Source organism: Streptomyces sp. CAU 1734, from assembly GCF_039888735.1.
GTDB lineage: Bacteria > Actinomycetota > Actinomycetes > Streptomycetales > Streptomycetaceae > Streptomyces.
On sequence record NZ_JBDQQP010000015.1, the window covers coordinates 181434 to 201220 of the forward strand.

Annotated in this window: 14 protein-coding genes; 5 read left to right on the forward strand and 9 right to left on the reverse strand. The window is 72.6% G+C overall.

What is annotated here, in order from left to right:
- Positions 1 to 293 precede the first annotated feature (293 nt).
- Entirely contained in the window at positions 294 to 1472 is a 1179-nt protein-coding gene (locus AAFN69_RS27300; protein ID WP_347731477.1) for a penicillin-binding transpeptidase domain-containing protein, read from the forward strand.
- A gap of 23 nt (positions 1473 to 1495) precedes the next feature.
- On the opposite strand, the gene AAFN69_RS27305 is transcribed toward AAFN69_RS27300, so the two are convergent.
- From AAFN69_RS27305 to AAFN69_RS27315, 3 genes are all read right to left on the reverse strand, one after another.
- A complete protein-coding gene (locus tag AAFN69_RS27305; RefSeq protein WP_347731478.1) occupies positions 1496 to 2149 on the reverse strand; it encodes an AAA family ATPase in 654 nt (217 codons plus the stop codon).
- Positions 2150 to 2351: 202 nt separating this feature from the next.
- Positions 2352 to 3143 (reverse strand): alpha/beta fold hydrolase, encoded by a 792-nt coding sequence (locus AAFN69_RS27310; protein ID WP_347731479.1) that lies wholly within the window; start codon positions 3141 to 3143, stop codon positions 2352 to 2354.
- A gap of 450 nt (positions 3144 to 3593) precedes the next feature.
- On the reverse strand, positions 3594 to 4430 hold the full coding sequence (locus AAFN69_RS27315) for an AfsR/SARP family transcriptional regulator (RefSeq protein ID WP_347731480.1): 837 nt from the start codon (positions 4428 to 4430) through the stop codon (positions 3594 to 3596).
- Between the two features lie 251 nt (positions 4431 to 4681).
- Here AAFN69_RS27315 and AAFN69_RS27320 point away from each other — a divergent pair, with 251 nt between their 5' ends.
- The 4 genes from AAFN69_RS27320 to AAFN69_RS27335 are packed head-to-tail and all read left to right on the forward strand — an operon-like array spanning position 4682 to position 10459.
- Positions 4682 to 5044, forward strand: a complete 363-nt coding sequence (locus AAFN69_RS27320) for a TIGR04351 family putative TOMM peptide (RefSeq protein WP_347731481.1) — start codon at positions 4682 to 4684, stop codon at positions 5042 to 5044.
- Positions 5041 to 7419 carry a TOMM precursor leader peptide-binding protein gene (locus AAFN69_RS27325; protein ID WP_347731482.1) on the forward strand — a complete coding sequence of 793 codons (2379 nt, stop codon included), beginning with the start codon at positions 5041 to 5043 and terminating at the stop codon, positions 7417 to 7419. The genes AAFN69_RS27320 and AAFN69_RS27325 overlap by 4 nt, the downstream gene beginning before the upstream one ends.
- 51 nt (positions 7420 to 7470) lie before the next feature.
- Positions 7471 to 9174, forward strand: a complete 1704-nt coding sequence (locus AAFN69_RS27330) for a SagB family peptide dehydrogenase (RefSeq protein ID WP_347731483.1) — start codon at positions 7471 to 7473, stop codon at positions 9172 to 9174.
- Positions 9175 to 9205: 31 nt separating this feature from the next.
- On the forward strand, positions 9206 to 10459 hold the full coding sequence (locus tag AAFN69_RS27335; RefSeq protein ID WP_347731484.1) for a histidine kinase: 1254 nt from the start codon (positions 9206 to 9208) through the stop codon (positions 10457 to 10459).
- 19 nt (positions 10460 to 10478) lie between these two features.
- Here AAFN69_RS27335 and AAFN69_RS27340 read toward each other — a convergent pair whose 3' ends face one another.
- The 6 genes from AAFN69_RS27340 to AAFN69_RS27365 all read right to left on the reverse strand — a co-directional run bounded on the left by AAFN69_RS27340 (position 10479) and on the right by AAFN69_RS27365 (position 19161).
- Complete coding sequence (locus AAFN69_RS27340) at positions 10479 to 11087, reverse strand: response regulator transcription factor (protein WP_347731485.1); 609 nt, start codon at positions 11085 to 11087, stop codon at positions 10479 to 10481.
- A gap of 102 nt (positions 11088 to 11189) precedes the next feature.
- Positions 11190 to 12257 carry a ScbA/BarX family gamma-butyrolactone biosynthesis protein gene (locus tag AAFN69_RS27345; RefSeq protein ID WP_347731486.1) on the reverse strand — a complete coding sequence of 356 codons (1068 nt, stop codon included), beginning with the start codon at positions 12255 to 12257 and terminating at the stop codon, positions 11190 to 11192.
- Positions 12258 to 12672: 415 nt separating this feature from the next.
- On the reverse strand, positions 12673 to 14319 hold the full coding sequence (locus tag AAFN69_RS27350; protein WP_347731487.1) for an FAD-dependent monooxygenase: 1647 nt from the start codon (positions 14317 to 14319) through the stop codon (positions 12673 to 12675).
- Positions 14316 to 15023: an HAD family phosphatase gene (locus tag AAFN69_RS27355; RefSeq protein WP_347731488.1), complete on the reverse strand. Its 708-nt coding sequence runs from the start codon at positions 15021 to 15023 to the stop codon at positions 14316 to 14318. The genes AAFN69_RS27350 and AAFN69_RS27355 overlap by 4 nt, the downstream gene beginning before the upstream one ends.
- A gap of 639 nt (positions 15024 to 15662) precedes the next feature.
- Positions 15663 to 18041: an MMPL family transporter gene (locus tag AAFN69_RS27360; RefSeq protein ID WP_347731489.1), complete on the reverse strand. Its 2379-nt coding sequence runs from the start codon at positions 18039 to 18041 to the stop codon at positions 15663 to 15665.
- 88 nt (positions 18042 to 18129) lie between these two features.
- A complete protein-coding gene (locus AAFN69_RS27365; protein WP_347731490.1) occupies positions 18130 to 19161 on the reverse strand; it encodes a gluconolaconase in 1032 nt (343 codons plus the stop codon).
- Positions 19162 to 19787 lie beyond the last annotated feature (626 nt).

The window sequence follows — 19787 nt, forward strand, 5'->3', positions numbered from 1 at the left end:
GGCGGAGCGGCCGGACGCCCGGCCCTCGCGCACGGGCTCGGCGAAGCGGCCGGACGCCGCGGCCGGACCGGCCCGATCGCGGCGGGCCGTGTCCTCGTGTCCATCACCGGTGCCCGCGGCGGGCGGCCGGAACCGGCTCCGGCGGGTGCGCGTCCGGCGTCCGCGTATCCGTCGAGGAGGCAAGGGAACGGGCCTTCTCCGGAACGGCCGGAGTGCTCCGCCGCCCCGGGCGGCGGCGGCCCCGCGATGGTCGTTCCGCCATGCGGGCGACGGGTGTTGTCTAGGGTGTGATCATGCCATCCGTCATCAAGCGCCGTCTTGCCGTGTCCTGCCTCCTCGTCCTGCTGACCGGTTGCTCCGGTGACGCGGAATCTCCCGACAGGGGTACGGCGAAGCCGGTTCCGACCGCCTCATCCGGTGCCGGATACGGCGACATCCTCGTCGGCGGCGAGCCCGTGACCGGGTCGAAGCCGAGCGGGAACCGGAAAATCCCGTACCAGCGCACCTACGCGGAGGGCGAGTTGTACGCGTTCGTGACCGGTCACCGGTCACTCTCCTTCGGCACCTCGGGAGTGGAGGCGCTTCGCGAGGAGTCCCTGACCCACCGCAAGGGGGAGGACGTGGCGACCACCATTGATCCGAAGGTGCAGAAGGCGGCCTTCGCGGCGCTCGGCGAGCGGCGCGGGGCGGCGGTCGCGCTCAACGCCCGGACGGGGGCGCTGCTGGCGGTCGTGAGCACCCCCTCCCACGACCCGGGGACCTTCAGCGGTTTCTCGTACAAGGACGCGGAAGCATGGGAGGAGCTGAACGGCGACCGGAACAAGCCGCTGCTCAACCGGGCGCTGCGCGAGGCGACCCCGCCCGGTGAGACCTTCGATCTCGTGATCGCGGCGGCGGCCCTGGAGCACGGTCTGTACGACACGGCGGACGAGCCCGTGGCCGGGGGCTCGGGCGAGTGCGCGAACGCGACCATCCGTGCGGCGCTCGTCCGGTCCTGCCATGACGTCTTCGCGAGGCTGGCCGCGGAGCTGGGTGAGGAGAAACTGCGCGCAACCGCGGAGGCGTTCGGCTTCGGCGACGCCGAGGTGGAGGTTCCGGTCCGGGCCGCCGAGAGCGAGTACGGGAGTTACCGGGACGGGAGCGTCACCGTCACCCCGCTCCAGCTGGCCAGGGTGACGGCGGCATTCGCCAACCGCGGCCTGATGGCGGCGCCGCACATGGTCGCCGGGGAGACCGGGGGACGGGCCGCGCGGAGCGTCCCGGCCTCCGCGGCCGGCCTGCTGCTCCCCGCGCTGCGGGAGAAGGAGACCTGGGCCCCGACCGCCGACGCGGACGGCGCCCCCTCCGCCTGGTCCATCACGCTCGCCCGCACCGGCGGAGGCGATCCCGTCGCCCTGGCCGCCCGGGTGGCGGCACCGGACGGAGCCGGGGCCGCGCGGGTCACCGCGGCGATGACCGCGGCGCTCTCCTGAACCACCGCCGCCGGCCCCCGCCCTCAGACCCCCGCACCGCGCGCCCGCAGCCGCTCGAACGCGGTGGGAAAGGGGCGCCCGGGCAGGAAGTCCCGGATCCGCCGGGCACAGGCGAGCGGACTCATGGCGGCGGTGTCGCAGACGAGGTCGTGAACGCCATGGGCGTGGACCCGGTCGAACTGATACGCCGCCAGGCCCGCCTGCCGGTCACCGCGTTCGCGCTCACGGCGCTCCAGTTCCGGCAGTGGGCAGTGGACCTTCACCAGGACGACATCCCGGGGAGGGAAGAGCGCCAGACAGTCCTCCAGCCGCCAGGGCTCGCTGAGGGGATAGTCGACCACGACATCATTGCCCGCCGCGGCCATGCCCGCGACCGCTCGGTGGAACCCCGCCCAGGTGCGCCGGAGCACGGAGGGCAGCTCCTCGGGCGCGATCTCCCGGTCCGACCGCATGGCGTGGAAGGCGTCCACCGGCAGATGGAAGAAGGGCCGGTCCAGGAGCCCCAGCAGTTCTCTCGCGATACTCGATTTACCGGAACTCGATGTTCCGTTCAGAAAGATGATCAGCCCTCCCGGTTCCTCGGCCCGTCCGGCGGCCGGGTGCGGGCCGGTCCCGTCGCCCCGAACGGGCGGTACGGGTGTGTCCCCGCCGGGCAGTGGCTCTCCGTCATGCGTCATCGGTCCACCGTAAGGGCGGCTCCCCGCACGGATGCCGGGAGCCGGCCGCCCTCCCCCCTGACAGGGGAGCGGCGGCCGGTCGTGCGCCGGAATCCGGACTCCCGGAGTCCGTAGACATCCGATGTGTTGGAGCCCGGCGGAGCATGGAATTCCGGATCCGGGAGCCCGACGGGCACCCGGATCCGGGGCATTCCGCGGCGCGTCAGTCGCTCGGCGCGCCCACCAGATCGAGCGCCGGGCGCTCGGGGACACCCTCGTACCGGCGCAGCACACCCGAGAGCTGTTCCAGGAAGACCGTCTCCTGCTCCCTGATGAAGAAGTGGCCCCCGGGCATCACCACCGTGTCGCTCTCCCGGGTCGAGTACCCCGACCACTCGCGCACCTCCGGCACCGTCACCAGCCGGTCGTCCAGCCCGGCGAAGGCGTGAACCGGAACCGGCAGCGGGGTGCGGTCCACGCTTCCCGCGCCGGCACAGAGCGACAGATCCCCGCGCACCACGGGCAGCAGCGCCGCCAGCCACTCCGGACGGTCCAGCAGCGCCCGCGGCAGACCGCCCAGCGAGGCCAGACCCCGTACCAGCTCGGTGTCGTCCGCCACATATCCGCCGGTGATCGGCGGCGCGGGCAGATGCGGTGCCCGGTGCGCGCTGAGCAGCAGGGCTTCGGGCAGCGCCGCGCCCCGCGCCCGCCGGCGCTGGGTCAGCGCGAAGGCGATCAGGGCGCCCATGCTGTGTCCGTACAGCACATGCGGATGGTCCAGCTGCGGCCCGATCTCCTCGTCGAGATCGGCCACCAGCTCCGCCAGGCCGGTGAACCGCGGATCCGCCATCCGGCCCTCGCGGCCGGGAAGCTGCACCGGCTGCACATCCACCCCGGTGCCGAGCCGGCGCTGCCATCCGGCGTAAGCGGAGGCGCCGCCGCCCGCGTAGGGAAAACAGAACATACGGAGACGGCCCCGGTAGGCCGTGCCACCGCGCCTCAGATATCTCGTCATGGTGCCCGGTTCTCCTCTCGATGCGCGATGACCACCGGCGGCCGGGGCCCTGCGGAGGGCCGGGGCGCGGCGGCACTCCCCGGTGGTGAGACCGGCCGGTCCGGGCGGCGGACGCACCATCGCGGCGGACGGGCGGACGAATGGCGGGACCATTCGCGGCCCGGCACGCGGGACTCCGCTGTGACGGACCGGCCGGCACACCCCCACCCTCCGCACCGGTGCTTAAGAGCCACCAAACGGCAGTGCGCCGGGGCGCGCCCCGCGGTGGATCCGCGCGCCTCGCGGCGGTGGCGCGCGACCGGCTCCGCACACGGCGCAGGCCACCGCCCCGCGCTGTGGTCGCGGGGCGGTGGCCTGCGGTGACGGCGAAACCGGCGGTGCGTGCGGGGTCTCCGGGACGGCCGTGGCGGTGCCCTCGTCGCGGCGTGGGCGGCCACCCGGCCGGCCGCCTCAGGTGGAGGCGGGAATCAGCCGTCCCGCGGCCCGCACCCGGGCACCGATCATGACCGAGTCGGGCAGTTCCAGCCCCGGATCGGACTCCAGAATCGCCTGGTGCAAGCGCTGGAGCCGAGGGGACGGCTCCAGCGCCAGTTCACGGATCAGCGACCTGCGCAGCCGCTGATAGGCACTGAGCGCATGCGAGGTGCGCCCGGAGCGGTACAGCGCCAGCATCAGCTGGGCATGCACCGTCTCGTGCAGCGGATGCTGAGCCGCCAGCGCGGTCAGTTCGCCCAGCAGCGCCGCATGCCGGCCGAGCCGCAGGTCCGCCTCTATCCTTCCGTCCAGCGCGCAGAGCCGCGTCTCCTCCAGCCGCAGCGTCTCGACCTCCAGCGCCCGGCCGATCTGCACATCCGCCAGCGCCGGACCGCGCCACAGGGCGAGCGCCCGGTGCAGCAGCTGGGACGCCTCCGCGTCGGCCCCCTCCCGCAGCGCCGTCTGCCCCGTCACGCACAGCCGCTGGAACTCCGTGGCGTCGACCGCGGCCGACACATCCAGCGCGTATCCGCCATAACGCGTGCACAGCACGTCCTTCGGGCCGCGGACGCCCGAGGGGTCGAGCGCCGCCGCCAGCATCCGGCGCAGCTGCCGGATATAGGTCTGCAAGGTCGCCGGTGCGGTGCGCGGGGGCGCGTCCCCCCACAATTCGTCCAGCAAGGTGGAGACGGTCACCACCTGACCGGGGTGCAGCGCCAGTAATGCCAGCACCTGACGTGGCTTCGCCGCACTCGGCACAACAGACGTGTGTTCGAGCTGAGCGACGAGCGGCCCCAGGACCCGGATCTCCATCTGGTTCTCCCTCCAACCACAACGGCCCGGTCTCGTCTCCGGGGCAATTCACGATGGCACGAGGGGCGATCCGGCCCCAGTGATCGGATCACCGGCCCGGCATGAATCCAGGATGGTTCCGGCCATGAAGAACTCATATGGGAGCCGTGAGCCGAACACTGTTCGCAACCCACCGCCGAACCGAAGAATTCTGTCTGCCGGCACAGCACGGCGGCTCCGATCCACACACAGGATTCCAGACGGAGGACATCATGAACGAAAGCTACCTTTTCGCTCAGCAGAGCACGTTCGGTACCGACGTTGAGGCACTTTCCGGTCATGTGTCCCTGCACGAGCAGCAGTCCCCCCAGGCGTGGCTGGTGGAACTGACCGCCCGCACCTGGCTGGAGCCCGCCCTGGCGGACCGTTACCGTGCGGACGCCCACTCCGTCCTCGACGAGTTCGGTGTCACCCTCGCCGCCGGCGAACAGATCCCCGCCCTCCCCGACGCCCCCGTCTGCGAACTCTCCATAGAGGAGCTCAGCCGCCCCGTCCTGGTCCACGCCACCACCTGCTTCACCTGGTCCGAGAGCGCCGTGCCCGCCGCCGGTCAGAACCGGGCGATCGTGCGGTGACCGCCATCCACGGGGAAAGTCCAGCCAGGGCAACGGAATCCACGCGAGGGCGGCGCGTGGGATTCCGCAGTCATCTGAGAGCCGAGGTGGTCGCGGGGGACGCCGCGTATCTCCTCTCCGACCGCGGGGTCACCGCCCTGCAGGGAGACCAGATCGAAACCCTGGTCCCGCTGCTCGACGGCACCCGCGACCTGCCCACCGTGCTCCGCGAGGCGGCCCGCACCATCCCCGCCGAACAGGCGGGCAGGCTCATCGGACGGCTGGCCCAGGCCGGTCTGGTGGGCTACTCGGCGGCGGCACCCGAGGCCGCCGACCCGCTCGACATGGCCCGCGAGCCCGCCCGCGCCTACTGGGAGCTGGCCGGACTCGACGGATCCGAGACCCTTCAGCGCCTCTCCGCCTCCGTGGTGCGGATCCTCACCGTGGGCTCCGCCACCGCCGACACCGTCCACCAGGCGTGCACCGCCGCCGGACTGACCGTGGCCGCCGGGGACGGATACGAGAGCGCCGACACCACCACCCCCGCACTGCTGTCGATCGTCGTCTGTGACGACTACCTCAACCCCGACCTCCGCGAGATCGACGCCCTCCACCAGGTCACCGGACGGCCCTGGCTGCTCTCCCGGCCCGGCGGCTCGACCGCCTGGATCGGACCGGTGTTCGTCCCCGGCGTCGGAGCCTGCTGGTCCTGCCTGGCCCACCGGCTCAGCGGTCACCGGCTCTCCGAGGCGCCCGTCCGGCGCGCCCTCGGCCTCACCGGCCCGGTACCCCGGCCGGCCGCCCGGGTGCCCGCGTCCGCCGCGGCCGCCGCACAGCTCACCGCCCTCGAGGCGGCGAAGTGGCTGGCCGGATACCGGTACTCCGGACAGTCCGCCGTACTCACCCTGGAATCCCTCGCCCTGACCGCCCGTCACCACGAGCTGCGCCGGCGCCCCCAGTGCCGGGACTGCGGAAACCCCGCGCTCATGTCCGAACAGATCCGGCGCCCGGTGACCCTGGTCTCCCGGCCCAAGAGCCACCACAGCGGCGGCGGTCACCGCGCCCGCTCCGTGCAGGAGGTCCACGACCAGTACAAGCACCTGGTCAGCCCGGTCACCGGAGTCGTCGACAACATCCGGCGCGACCCCCGGGCCCCGGCCGGCATGCATGTCTATCTGGCCGGCCGCAACCCCGCCGTCGGCGGCAGCGACCTCGCCCAGCTCCGGGCCGGACTGCGCATGGTCAGCGGCGGCAAGGGCACGACCCCGCTGGACGCCGAGGTCAGCGCGCTCTGCGAAACGCTGGAACGCTACAGCGGCACCCTCCAGGGCGATGAGCCCCGGGTGCGCGACACCCTGCGCGGACTCGGCGACACCGCCCTCTCCCCGGACGCCTGCCAGCTCTTCGACCCCCGGCAGTTCCGCGACCGCGACCGGTGGAACGCCCTCAACGACTCCTTCCAGTACGTACCCGAGCCCTTCGACGAACACGCCCCGGTCGACTGGACCCCGGTCTGGTCGCTCACCGAACAGCGCCAGCGCCTGCTGCCCACCGGAATGCTCTGGTTCGGCGGCCCCCAGGACGGCACCGCGCCACCCGTCGCCGGCCGCCGCTCCCTGCGCGCCGACTCCAACGGCAGCGCCGCGGGGAGCAGCCTGGAGGACGCCGTCCTCCACGGCTTCCTGGAGCTCGCCGAACGCGACGCGGTGGGCCTGTGGTGGTACAACCGCACCCGCCAGCCCGCCGTACGGCTGGAGGGACCCGGCGGCTTCGGCGACCGCTGGAGCGAGGAACTCCTCGGCGTCTACCGCGATCTGCACCGCGAGGTGTGGGCCCTGGACCTCACATCGGACCTCGGCATCCCGGTCTTCGCCGCCCTCTCCCGGCGCACCGACAAGCCCGCCGAGGACATCATGTTCGGCTTCGGCGCGCACTTCGATCCCGCGATAGCCCTGCGGCGCGCCCTGACCGAGATGAACCAGCTGTTACCCGCGGTGGCCGACGCCCGTCCCGGCGGGATCGGTTACGGGTCCGCCGCACCCCAGCTCCTCGGCTGGTGGTGGGGGGCGACCGTGCACAACCAGCCCTATCTCCTCCCCGATCCGGCCAGGCCGGCCCTCGGACCGGCCGACTTCGACTACCGGCAGCGCGCCGATCTCCGCGACGACGTCGGGGCGGTCACCGCACTCCTGGCCGACCGGGGCATGGAACTGCTGGTCCTCGACCAGACCAGGCCCGACATCGGGATCCCCGTGGCGAAGGTCGTCGTGCCCGGCCTGCGCCACTTCTGGGCCCGGTTCGCTCCCGGCCGGCTCTTCGACATCCCCGTACAGCTCGGCCGTCTCCCGGAGCCGACCGCGTATGACGATCTCAACCCCATCCCTCTGTTCGTCTGAGATCCCGCGAGCCGTCCCCCGGCTCTCCCGTTGCCCGCTCAGGAGCTCCCCATGCCAGCAGCCGAGAGGTCATTCACAGCACCGCCGACCGTGAACCGCGGACGGCGCAGTCTCACCCTCTGGGCGCTCCGAGAGGATGTACTCGTCGACACCGGCTGCCCCACCGGTGCCGTCGTGCTCTCGGGGCGCTGGGGTGAGATCCGGCTGCGCCATGTGCGGCCCGCGGTGCGCGAGGCGCTGCGCCGGATGAGCCTCGGCCCGATCTCCCTCGCCAATGTCGTCTCGGACGCACTGGTGTCGCCCTCCTCCAGGGGGGACATCGCCACCCCGCCCGTGGTCGGCTCGCTGGCGGAGATTCTGATGGCCCTTCAGCGGCTCCAGCATCTGGTGGTCCGCTCGCTCAGCCTCGACAGCCCCGATCACCTGCTGCTCTCGGTGATTCCGATCGCGCAGTCGGCCCGCTTCGGGCCCGCGTCGGTCGGTGGCGGACACCCCATCAGGCTCTCCCAGTTCGCCTTTCTGCGCAGCGAGGGCAAGGGATTCGTCCTGGAGTCCCCGACCTCCCTGCACCGGGTGGTGCTGCACGGCCCGGAGGCCGCCTGGGTGGTGGGGATGCTCGGCCGGCCCGTGACCCCCGCCGAGGTCGCCGCCTCCGTACCGCTCCCGCTGGACGCCACGATGGAGATCATCGCGCATCTGCTGGCGACCGGGATGGTGGTCCCGGCGGAGCCGATCCCCCCGCCCGCCGACGACGCCGAACACCACGGAGTCAACGGATCCGGCGGCGCGCACGGCGCGCGGTCCGCCGCGCGCGGATCCGGTGTCGCCGACCCGGCCGCCCCCGGTTTCGCCGAGGACCGCGATCCCGCCCTGGCCTCCTGGTCCGCCGTCGATCTGCTCTTCCACACCCGCTCCACCCTGGGCCGCCACGACGCCGACTTCGGGGCCACCTATCCGCTCGCCGACCGCATGGCGCCCGCCCCGGCCGTGAAACCCCTGCCGGACGGCCCGCGCGTCCAGCTTCCCCGGCCCTCCCTCGCCGCGATGAGGAAATCGGACCCGCCGCTGACCGCCGTGGTCGAGGAGCGCCGCAGTGTCCGGTCCTTCGGCACGCGGGGACTGACCGCGGCCGAGCTCGGCGAGTTCCTCTACCGGGCGCTGCGGGTGCGCACCCTCCACGAGAATCCGGGCAGCAGCTCCGAGAGCGTCTTCACCGACCGGCCCTACCCCAGCGGCGGGCGCGCCTATGAGCTGGAGTTCTATCTCGCCATCCGGGACTGTGCGGGTATCCCGCCGGGGATTCACTACTACGCTCCCCTGGAGCACTGTCTGGTCCGGGTCGGGGACTCCGCCCCCGGATCCGCCATGGCCGAACTCTTCGACGAGGCCCGGATCGCGGCCGGTCTGACCGACCTGCCCTCGGTGGTGATCACGATCACCTCCCGGATCCACCGCCTCACCTGGAAGTACAGCGGCCTGCCCTACGCGCTCACGCTGAAGCATGTGGGAGCGGTGACCCAGAACCTCTATCTGATCGGCACCGCGATGGGCCTGGCGTCCTGCGCGCTGGGCAGCGGAGACATCGATCTGGCCGCCCGGGCCACCGGTCTGGACTGGCGCATTGAACCAAGCGTCGGCGGGTTCGTCCTCGGTACACTCCCAGAGGCACGGGAACGATCCGCCTCTGCGGAGCACGAATTTCACAGGTCCAATCCACAACCGGGCATGGGAGTTCCCAGTCTTCACCGAGACTGATCTCCCTTGATGACGTTCGCGGGGGAATGCATTGAAGGACGCCACGACGCCCTCGGGCAGATCCGCATTCACAGGGACACGGGACGCAGCCGACCAGGGGGGCGGCGGCATTCCCGCCCTGTCGGCTGTTGTCGGCACCCTCGGCGTCAAGGCGCCGCCGCCCCAGCTCGCCATGGGCATGCTGCTCCTGGTCGAGTGCGGCTTCCTCATCGTGGGCTTCCTGAACATCCTGGAGTCCCGCCGCGGTCCGCTGACCCTGGCCGCCGCGGCCTTCGGATTCGTCGTGATCTTCCTGCTCCAGATCGTCCACTCGTCCTATGGACTGCGCCATATCCGGGCCCGCTGGGGCCGGTGGACGCTGGGGCTCCAGGCGCTGCTGACCTATCTGCCGCTTTTCGCCCTCGGCTTCGGCTGGGGCGGCATGGCCGGCTTCTTCGGCGCCTCCGCGCTGCTGGTGCTGCCCTCGCTGGCGGGGTGGGTGATGTTCGGCCTGGTCGCGCTGGTCGCCTCGGTGACCGGGCCGCTGCTGGGCATGCCGCTGGTCGGCAGCGTGTATGTGGGGGTCTCCACCGTCCTCACCGGTCTGATCGTGTTCGGGCTCGCCCGCCTGGCCGAACTGGTGATCGAAGTCCAGGAGGCACAGCAGGCGTTCGCCCGGCTGGCGGTCAGTCAGGAGCGGCTGCGGTTCGCCCGCGACCTGCACGATCTGCTCGGGTACAGCCTCTCGGCGATCACCCTCAAGAGCGAGCTGGCCCGGCGGCTGGTGCACCGCGAGTCCGACCGGGCGCTGGAGGAGCTGGAGAGCATTCTGGAGATCTCCCGCCAGGCCCTCTCCGATGTGCGCACGGTGGCCCGCGGCTACCGGGACATGTCACTGGCCACCGAGGCCGTTTCGGCTCAGGCGGTACTGGGCGCGGGCGGCATCCAGGCCACCGTGGAGATACGCGGCAAGGTGCCCGAGGGGGAGACCAACACCATCATGGCCACGGTGCTCCGCGAGGCCGTCACCAATCTGCTGCGGCACAGCAAGGCGGAGCACTGCCGGATCGAGAGCTGGACCACTCCGGCCGGGTGTGTGGTGCTGACCATAGCCAATGACGGAGTGGACCGGACGGTGACGGGATCGCCGAGCGTGCCCCGGGCGAGGGACGGAAGCGGCCTGCACAACCTTCAGTTCAGACTCGCCGCGGTTGGCGGACGGCTCGATTCCGGCATCGATGAGCAGGGCTGGTTCGTGCTCACCGCCGAGGCCCCCCTCCATGTGCCCGCGAGTGACGCGGAGTGATCGCGGGGGGCCCGCGGCGTCACATGAGCCAGCCGCTCTCCCGGGCCACCCGGATGGCGTCGACCCTGTTCCGTGCGTTGAGCTTGGTCACGATCGTCGTGAGGTAGTTGCGGACGGTGCCGACGGAGAGGAAGAGCCGGACCGCGATCTCCGCGGCCTCCGCCCCGTCCGCGGCCATCCGCAGCACCTCGATCTCCCGGGGGGTCAGCGGATTCTCGCCGTTGTCGAAGGCGGCCAGGGCGAGTTGGGGGTCGATCACCCGCTTCCCGGCCGCGACCTCCCGCACCGCGTGGGCCAGCCGGGCCGGCGGGGCCTCCTTGAGCAGGAAGCCGCCGACCCGGGCGGCGAGCGCCTTGCGGAGGGTGCCGGGCCGTCCCAGGCTGGTGAGGATGAGGGTGCGACACCAGGGGGCCTGCTCGGCCAGCAGTGCGGCGGCGCTCAGCCCGTCCAGTCCGGGCAGGTCGACATCGATGATGGCGATGTCGGGGCGGCACTCCAGTACGGTGCTGACGATGGTGTCGCCCCGCTCGACCTCGGAGACGACCTCCAGGTCGTCCTCCAAGGCCAGTAGTGCCACGAGCGCCCCGCGAACCATGTGCATGTCCTCGGCGAGCAGGATGCGTATCAAAGCGGTCCCCCGTCGGGCTCGGTCGTTCGGCCGATACCTTTTGGGCGCAAATGGTACTGGATGGAAGGTTTTGTGTGGGCTTTCGGTGAAGTTCTTTCTAGCTCAGGTCCATTGTGCCACCTCGAGTCGCAGGGCAGTGGTCGTCCGGCCCTCCTGCAGCGCCTCGACGGTCACCGGCACGGTGCAGGTGCCCAGTTGTTCGTCCCAGCGGAAGCCGTGCGCGGTCGCCTGCAGCCGGGTGATCCGGTCCAGTTCGGTGTAGTCCGTGAAGGTGGTGGCGATGGAGGCGATGGTGAGGGTTCCGGGGTCGATGCCGTGCAGCCGGGCGACCGAGGCGACGGCGAGCTGACGGGCGGCCTCCATCTGGAGATGGCCGGGCACATGGTCGAGCGGGTGGTCGAAAACGTGCGGATGTGTGGTGTCCACCACCAACTGCGCCGAGAAGGTGCCGGGTTCACCCTCGGACACCGGGTCGGTGATGAAGACATTGCGGGTGTCCCGGCGGCCCACATGGGCCGGGTCGGTGGCCGTGAACCGCGGCAGCAGGAATCCGGGGTGATCGGGCACCTGCCGCTTTCCGCGCAGCACCCGGTAGGCGGCCGTGGAGAGGATGAGCAGCCCGCCCTCGCCCACCAGCGCCGGCCGTCCGTCCACCGCGATTCCCCCGGTGAAACCGAAGCCCTGGATCCGGCCGGCCCGGTTGCGCTTGGGCCGCACCTCCACGGTGACGACCAGATCGGCGGGGCGCGGACCGATGCGCAGCGGTTCGAACCCGGTGGTGCGCAGGGCGAGATCACGGAAGATGAACGCCGAGGCCAGGGGCACGTCCAGATGCCGGTGAGCGGCCAGCACCCCGGCCTGCCGGACCACCTCCACCAGCAGGGTGAAGTCGTAGAGCGGTGAGCGCTCGCCGATCAGATGCCCGCGGGGGAGCTGCGCGGCGACGGCGAACCGGTCCTCACCGGTCTGCACGGAGTCGGTGACGAAGACCTCGGCGATCGAGTGCCGGTGCACCAGAGCGCGCGGAACCGTGGAGTCATAGGTGAGTTCGGAGACATCGCCGCGCTGTCCCGGCCCGCCGGCCGCCGGGTCCGCGGTCTCCCGGGCATCGGTGATCAGATCCGCCGCCAGGGCGGTGTGCGGGGCCGGTGCGGGTGTGGAAATCGACATGATGGTGCTTCCCTTCGCAGGATGGCCGTGGGGTGAGGCCGCCTCGCACGACGGCCGCACCGGTCAATCCGAGCCGCCGCGTACGGTTCCGGCCGGGCCGGTGACCGCCGCCGATGGCACCTCCGCTGTGCGGAGGGCCGGCGGATCGGGTAGGGGTGCGCATATGCGCTGTTGAGATGCCGGAGGCATGCTCCAAAAGGAGGGGCCGGGCCGTACGGGCGCACGCCACCGAGGTGCGGTCCGCCGGGGCGTGCGCCCGGCGCCCGGAACGGCCCTGTGCGCCCCTCTCCGCACATCCCTCCGGTTGTCCGGGGACCGGGAGCCGCGCCCGGCTCCCCGCTGCCCAGCGGGCCTCACACGCGGTACGGGCCCGGCCGGACGGAGCGGCTCCGTACCGGGCCGCCCGCCGGACGGCTCAGGACCGGCCGGCCGGTGCCGAGGCGGGCTGGACCGGACGGGAGGGCAGCCGGGCGAGCAGGCTCTCCAGCCCGGCGGCGCCCGCCCGGGCGCCGACCACACCGTCCGGACGGATGTACGCGACCCAGGGAGCGGTGCCGCCGAGCGCGCCGTCCCGCTCCCGGGCGATCTCACAGCCGGCGCTCTCCGCCGGGCCGGGCACGGTCTCCGACACCGTGTCACGGGGCTGGATCCACACCACCTTCACCGCGTCGTCCACTCCGTGCCCGGCCAGCAGCCTCCGGGCGTGCGCGGCGAGTTCGCCGGCCGCGCCGTCACCCCGGACGAGCACCGTGTGGCGCCCGTCGGACAGGTGGCGGCGGAGCGGGAGAGGCGCGTCGCCGTGCACCGGGGTCAGCGCCACATCGGGCACCCGCCGGCCGAGCCGCAGGGTGCGCGGCACCGCGGCGGAGCCCTCCAGATCGGCCATCGCGGGGCTGCCCGAGTGGTCGAGATCGAGCTGGGCGAGGAGCGGAACGACCTTGGTCTCCAGAATCCCGGTACGGGAGAGAATCCGCATGACCGTGTCGCGCAGCGCCTTCGCCACCGGGCTCCGCAGCAGCCACATCCGGGTCTGCTGATCCCCGCCGCGCACCGCCCGCACCGAAGCCGGCCGGCGCTCCGCCTCATAGCTGTCGAGCAGCGCCGGATCGCAGCCGCGCACCACCGAGGCCAGCTTCCAGCCCACGTCGTAGCCGTCCTGGACTCCGGTGTTGAGCCCCTGGCCCCCGGCGGTGGTGTGGGCATGCACCGCGTCGCCGGCCAGCAGCACGGGGCCCGCGCGGAAGCGCGGCGCGACCTTGGCATGCACCTGGAACCTGCTGGACCACCAGGTGCCGGTCAGCCGCAGCCCGCCCGGACCGCGCTCGTCCAGCAGCCGCTGGAGCAGCTCATCGGAGGGCGGCGCGGTCTCCCCGTCGGCGGCGGTGTCGAAGAAGACCCGGTGCCCGCCGGGCTGGGGCACGATCACCAGCACTCCGTCCGGGGAGATGTGGTGCTGCACCTCGGCCTCCGGAAGCTCCCCCTCCAGCCGTCCGTCCCCGATCAGGAACGTACGGTCGAAGGTGTGGCCCTCGAAGGGGATGCCGGCACTCTCGCGCACCCGGCTGCGGGCCCCGTCCGCGCCGATCAGCCAGGGGACGGTGAGCGCCTCGACACCGCCCGCCGACCGCAGGGTGACGGTCACCGACCGCGCCGTACCCACCTGGTTCACGGTCACCGCGCCGGCCTCGGTCTCCCACTCCACCCGGCCGCCGAGCTCCCGCAGCCTGGTGTGCAGCGCCCGCTCGGTGGCGGGCTGCGGAATGACCAGCGGCCCGGGGAAGTCGGTGTCCGGCAGCCCGCCGAAGCGCACCGCGCCGATCCGCCCGCCCCCCGACCAGTACGAGGCGCCGGCCAGCGGCAGCGCCGCCGCGGCGAGCTCCCCGGCGACCCCCAGCCGGTGTAGGCACTCCAGCGCCCCGCTCCACAGCACCAGCCCCTTGGGGGCGGTGCCCGGTCCGGTGCGCCGGTCCACGACCCGGCAGGGCACGCCGTGGCTCCACAGGGCGCAGGCGGCGGCCAGCCCGGTGGGCCCGGCGCCGATGACGAGCACGGGCGGGGTCATCGCACCGCACCCCCCGTCGCACCGCTGCCGGCCGGGACACCGCCGGCGGGCGGGGAACCCGCCGCGCCCGCGGATTCCGCCAGTACGGCGGAGAGCTCCCGGACCGTGCTCGCGGTGTCGGTGAAGAGCACCGGGCGGATGCCCAGGCCGGCGGCGGCGGCGCAGTTCTCCGCGTTGTCGTCCACGAAGACACACCGGCCGGCCTCCGTCCCGAGCCGGTCGAGCAGAATCCGGTAGATCGCGGGGTCGGGCTTGCGCACCCCTTCCCGGTGCGAGTCCACCACCACGTCGAAGAGCTCCATGGGCACCTGCGCCCGCCACAGCGGCTCCCACTCGCGCACATTGTTGGTGAGCAGCGCGATCCGGTATCCGGCGGCGCGCAGCGAGCGCAGCCGGTCCAGGAATTCGGTGTTGGGCCGCCGTCCGCGGAACCACAGCTCACCGAAGCCCTGACCGCCCTCCAGTACCCGGCCCGCACCGGCGGGCAGCCCCGCCAGGACCCGGCCGGTCATCTCCCGCTCGCTGATCGAGCCGGACTCCAGTGCCGCCATGGGGGACTCGCCGTACTGTTCTGTCGCGGCCACGAACGCGGCCGCGAGATCCTCCGCCGGGATGCCGGCCAGCTCGGCGAAGGCGACGAAGGTCTCCACGAGCGGGTTGGTGAGCACTCCTCCGTAGTCGACGACGACGGTGTCGACCGCCATGGTGTCTCCTCCTCGTGCCGGTGCGGGGCGTACGGACCCCGTACGCGGCCCCGTCTGTTCCGCCAGTTGCGTGGGTGTCAACGGACTCTTCCCCTTTGTTCCGGTCCGGCCGGATCCGGGCCGCCCGGATCCGGGATGATTCGGCCACCGGGGCCGGGCCGGTGGGGACCTGCTGTGACGGGTCGCGGACCCGCCGCGGAAGCGCTCGCGGACCGGATGTCCCGGATCCGCCGGGCGGACGCGGGCGGGAGCTCCGGTGTGCTCTCGCCTCGTCCGGCGTCCGCCGTGATGCGGTGTCACGGACGCTAGACAAACCCGCTAGCGCAGTACCAAAACACCTGATGAAGACGTTGAACGCGCCGCTCCCGAGTTCCGCGCCGGTGTCGGGAGGGGGTCTGCCTCCGCCCGGATTCAGGCGCCCGGAATCCGGCCCGCGCCAACCGGTGACGATGCCTGGACCGAGCCCCGCCGGCGATGGAGGCGCCGGGTTCGGGGCGGAGCCCCGGGGATGGAACGGCATACGGGGTCCAGGCGGCTTCGACAGCTCGGGTACCGCCCGCCCCGGCGCCCCGTGATGTGACAGGTGCGGGGGCCGTTGAAACGGCCTCCCGCACCTGTCCGCCCCGCGCCCCGCGCGGATCAGCGGGTCTCCGCGCCCGCCGTCGCCCGGGGCCTGCCCTCGTGGCCCGCCCCGGCCGGAGACTCCGCCCCGGAAGCGGCGTCCGCCACCGGACTTTCCGCCAACGGACTCGCGCCCGTCCCCGCCTCCTTCGCCTCCGGACGCTCCGCCGGACCGCCCTCACTGATCCCGAACCGCGCGTGGAACCTCCGCAGCGGCCCCGGCGCCCACCAGGTCGCCCGGCCGGTCAGCGACAGCACCGCCGGCACCAGCAGCGTCCGGATCACCATCGCGTCCATCAGGATGGCCAGCGCCACCCCCAGCCCCAGCATCTTCGTATTGGTGATCCGGGAGGCACCGAGCCCCACCATCACCACCGCCAGGACCACCGCCGCCGCGGTGATCACCCCACCGGTGCTGCGGATGCCCTCCACCACGGCCTCCCGGTGATCGGTCAGCCGCTCCTTCTCCTCCTTGATCCGGGAGAGCAGGAACACCCCGTAGTCCATGGAGAGTCCGAAGGCGAGGCAGAACATCAGCACCGGCAGCGCCGTCTCGATGCTCCCGGTCGGGGTGAACCCCAGCAGCCCGGAGAGATTGCCGTCCTGGAAGACCCAGACCACCGCACCCAGCATCGCGGTCAGACTGAGCGCGTTGAGCAGCACCGCCTGGACCGGCACCAGCACACTCCCGGTGAGCAGGAAGACCAGCACCAGGGTGGCGAGCACGATGATGCCGACGGCCCAGGGCAGCCCGCGCCCGATCGCCGCCTGACTGTCGATCAGCCCGGCGGTGATCCCGGCGGCGGAGGTCCGGAACGGCGCGTCGACCGCGCGCACATCCCGCACCAGCTCCTTCCCCTCGGCGGAGACCGCCTCCACCGAGGGCACCACCGTCAGATACGCGATGTCACCCGAGACCCGGGCCGGCTGTGCCGGTCCCGCCGCGGCGCCGTCGGTGTAGCGGCCCGCCGGGCCGTCCACCCGCAGCACCCCGGGCAGTGCGGAGAGCCGCTCCGCGTATCCGCTCAGCTCGGCGGGCCCGGCACGCTCGGCGACCACCTCGATCGTTCCGGTGGGGCTGCCCTGGAAGCCGTCTCTGACATGTTCCTGAACAACCCGGGACTCGGCGGTGCCCGGGAGCTGGCGGTAGTCGGCCGTGCCGAAGTCCACATTGAGGAACGGCGCCCCGAGCAGCAGCAGTACGGCCAGGGTGCCGCCCGCCACCAGCGGGGCGCGCCGCATCACCCACCGCGCCAGCCTCGCCCAGCCCTCGCCGGCCGCGGTCCGCCGCGAGCCGCGCCGCCGCATCAGCTTGCGGAGGTCGAGCGAATCGATCCGGCGGCCCAGCACGGTGAGCACCGCGGGCAGCACCACCAGCGCGGCCACCGCCGCCAGGACCACGACACTGATCCCGGCGTAGGCCAGGGAACGGAGGAAGTACAGCGGGAAGACCGTCATCGCGGCGAGGCAGACCGCCACGGTCGCCGCCGAGAACAGCACCGTGCGGCCCGCCGTGTTGAGGGTGGTGTCGAGTGCCGCCCGGCTGTCCTTGCCGCCGTCCAGTTCCTCGCGGTAGCGGCGCACGATCAGCAGCGCGTAGTCGATGGAGAGGCCGAGCCCGAGCGCGATGGTGAGATTGGTGGCGAAGACCGAGACATCGGTGAACTGGGTGATGATCCACAGCACCGCGTTGGTGCCGAGGATGGCGATCACCCCGACACCGAGCGGGAGGAACGCGGCGACCGCGCTGCCGAACACCACCATCAGGATGAGCAGGGTGATCGGCAGCGCGATCATCTCGGCCCGGATGAGGTCCTCGGCGATGAAGGTCTGCTGCTCGTGCTGGACCGCGATACTCCCGCCGATCCGGACGGCCATGTCGCCCTGCCGGCCGTCGAAGCCCGGCATCACCCGCTCCTCCAGGGTGCGTTCGGCGGCCAGTTCATCGCCGTCGATCCGGGCGACGATCAGCGCCTCCCGGCCGTCCCCGGAGCGGAGCGCGGCCGATCCCGTACTCCAGTAGGAGCTCACCCCGGTCACCCCGGGCACCGCGGCGAGCCGGGCCGTCAGCTCCTCGCCCTGCCGGCTGATCGCGGGGTCGTCGACGTTCCCGGAGCCGCCGGCCGCCTCCGCGAGCAGCACCAGATTGGGGCGGGCGCCGGGGAATTCGCGCTCCAGGACCCCGGCCGCGTAGGAGGACTCGGACGCGGGGTCGACCACCCCGCCGCTGCCTCCGCTGCGCAGCCGGTCGGCCACCCCGCTGCCGAGGAACACCGCCCCGGCGAGCAGCAGCAGGGTGAGTCCGAGCACCAGCCGGGGCCGGCTGCCGGTCACTCGGGCCAGTGAGGTGAAGAGGCCGCCGCGCGGCGGGCCCGTTCGGGACGGATGAGCTGGCATGACGGTGCTCCCGGTGGGTGGTGGTGGGGATCGGTGGCCGCGGGCCGGGAGACGGGCTCACGGTACTGCGGCCACCGGAGGGTCGACGTCAGCGCCGGCGCAGCTGGAACTGCCCCGGGGTGGCGGAGGGTGTGCCGGTGAGGATTTCCCGCAGCCCGCCGCTGATCGCGTACTCGCCGTGCGGGGTGACGGCGACCGTGGTCGGGTCCTCGAACGGCCAGGTGTGCTCGCGCACCAGCCGTGCCGAACGCCAGTGGTCGGTGGAGCGGTAGACGAGGACGGAGTCGCGGCTCGTCCGGCCGCCCGGCAGGGAGAGGTCGTTGGCGACCACCACCAGCGAGCCGTCGGGGCGCACCGCGATGCCGTCGACCGAGACCGGCGGACGGTCCAGCCGGACCTCGGAGACGCGCGGCCGGGCCGACCGGGGCCGGTCGATCCGGAAGAGCCGGCCCTCGTCGTACTTCCCCACCAGGACGAAACCGCCGGGGTGATGGGCGATGCCATTGGGTCCCGTACCCGAGGTCAGGAAGCGGTCGTCGGTGATCACCCCGGCGACCTCGCCGTCCCGGGTGATCCTGGTGACGGTGTCGATCTCGGTGTCGGTGACATAGATGTCGCCGCGCCGGTCCGCGGTGACGTCATTGACCCGCGGTTCGACGGGCGATCCGGCGGAGACGGGGACGAGACGCTGCGGGGCTCCGGTGGCCAGGCTGAAGACCCCGACACCATTGACCGGCGGCAGGGTGGGATCGACCATCCCGAGCCGGCGGAGGAAGTAGTCGGTATAGGTGGCGAGGATCCGGTCGTGGCGCGCGTCCACATGGATGCCGAGCACGGAGACCCGCGCGAACGGCGTCACCAGGGGGGTGACCGAACCGTCCGCCCGTACCACCGACACCGTGCCCTGGGCACTCGACCCGACCAGGAACGCCTCGCGGCGCGGATCCCAGGCGACGCCCTCCGGATACAGGCCGGGCGCGGTGACATTGAGCGTCCGGGGGAATCGCCGGCCGGGGTGCGCGTGGGCCGGCAGGGGTACGGCGGCGAGGGCACCGCCCGCGGTGGCCACCGCGGCGATGCGCAGCAGGGCGCGGCGGGATGCCTGGGCTGACGGGTCCATGGGGGCTCCTTCGAGCGGGGGTACGGGAATGGCCGCGGGCGAACGCCCGTCCGTCCGGGCACAGGGGTACGGAGCGGGCCGGCGCGGGGCGCCGGGTGGGCACCGGTGGCCGGACCGGGCGGGGCCCGGGCGGGTCGGCTCGGGCCGGGCCGGGGGATCCGCCCCGCCCATCGACCCTGGAAGGGTCGCCACCCCCTCTGAAGAACGACTGGACACGGTCTGAACCCCCTTGCGGAGCCCGGCCGTCCGCTCCGGCCGGAGGACGCGCGGGGGAGGGGAGCGCACTCCGCGCTCCGTCGCCGTGTGTCACCGCGCCGGCCGGTTGGTCCCGGCAGTGGTACGGGGCGTTTTGGCCGCCCTCAAGGGCGGCTGCTTACCGTCCTGCCCGTCAGTGGGCCGCAGTCGCGCCCGGAACCGGGATCCAGAGGGGAAACACAGCGTGACGGTAGACACGGTGGACGTCGAAGAGGCCGAGCCGGGGTCGGCCGCAGCCATTCCCCAGCCCAAGGAGGTTCGGCGGTTGGATCGGGTGGTGATCCGGTTCGCGGGTGATTCGGGTGACGGGATGCAGCTCACGGGGGACCGGTTCACGTCGGAGACGGCGTCGTTCGGGAATGATCTGTCGA